This is a genomic window from Streptomyces katrae (assembly GCF_000966975.1).
Lineage (GTDB): Bacteria > Actinomycetota > Actinomycetes > Streptomycetales > Streptomycetaceae > Streptomyces > Streptomyces katrae.
In genome coordinates this window covers 1-1,086 of record NZ_JZWV01000573.1, presented here as the reverse complement: position 1 = coordinate 1,086, position 1,086 = coordinate 1, and the positions used below count along the sequence as shown (strand labels likewise).

At 73.4% G+C, this 1,086-nt stretch carries 2 protein-coding genes; both read right to left on the bottom strand.

Going from position 1 to position 1,086, the window contains the following annotated elements; genetic code table 11:
- A partial coding sequence (locus tag VR44_RS20770) for an ATP-binding protein (protein WP_045949059.1) occupies nt 1–526 on the bottom strand: 526 nt, incomplete at its 3' end.
- 258 nt (nt 527–784) lie between these two features.
- Nucleotides 785–1,086: proprotein convertase P-domain-containing protein (locus tag VR44_RS20765; protein WP_045949058.1), on the bottom strand; the 302-nt coding region annotated here is incomplete at its 5' end.

Genomic DNA, 1,086 nt, shown 5'->3' with positions numbered 1-1,086 from the left:
TGGGGGCTCCGGGACCGCAGAGGGTTTCGGCGACGGGGGCGCCGCCCCGGGCGCGTTCGGCGACGAGGACGCGGACGCGGGGCGGGGTCAGGCGCAGGGCGAAGCGGAGCAGGTCGGTGCTGTCGGCGTCGAGCCACTGGGCGTTGTCGAGGAGGAGCAGGACGGGGCCGGAGGCGGCCAGGGTGCGCAGCACCTCGGCGAGGGCCAGGCGCAGGGCGACGTGGTCGCGTCCGGCGCGGGGTGCGTCGGCCTCGCGGCGCAGGAGGGCGATGGCGGTGCGCTGGGGTCCGAGGAGGGCGGCGGCGGAGGCCTCGGGTATGTGCTGGTCGGCGGCGTCGGGGGCGAGGCGCAGCACGGTCTCGCGGCGGGCTTCGGCGGCGGCCGCGACGGCGTGGGCGACCTCGGTCTTCCCGGCTCCGGCGGGGCCGGTGAGGACGGCGCGGCCGTGGGTGGACAGCGCGCGGCCGACGGCCTCGATGAGTACGCCGTGTCCGACGTTGGTGTCAGCGTTCCCCGTCGCCGCCACGCGCAGCCACCAGCCTTCCGCTTCCCGGTCCTGCCCTTCCTGTGAGACGCGACAATACGAGGTCCGCCCCCCGGCGGACCCGGATTGTGACGCAGAATTCAGTCGGGCGACAGGAATGCGCCTGCGGACCTGCCGGTACGGGAGGTATCGGCAGGTCCGCGGGCTGGGTTGGTCCGTACTATCGCCCCGTCAGGCCGGAGGTGGGGGACTCCGGCGGGGGTTCCGGACCGGGGAGTGGTGCGTGGGTCCCGGCGGGGATCAGAAGCCGAGGCTCCAGGAGTCGATCTTGCCGGTGTCGCCGCCCGCGTTGTCGTTCACGCGCAGCTTCCAGGTGCCGTTCGCGACCTCGGAGGAGGCGTCGACGGTGTAGGTCTGGTTGATGTTGTCCGTGCTGCCGCCGGCCCGGTTGTGGAGGGTGTAGACGGTGCCGTCGGGGGCGACCAGGTCGACCTTCAGGTCACCGATGTAGGTGTGGACGATGTTCACGCCGACCTTGAGCGTGGCCGGGGCGTTGCCGGTCACACCGGTGACGGTGACCGGGCTCTCCACCGTGGAGTTGT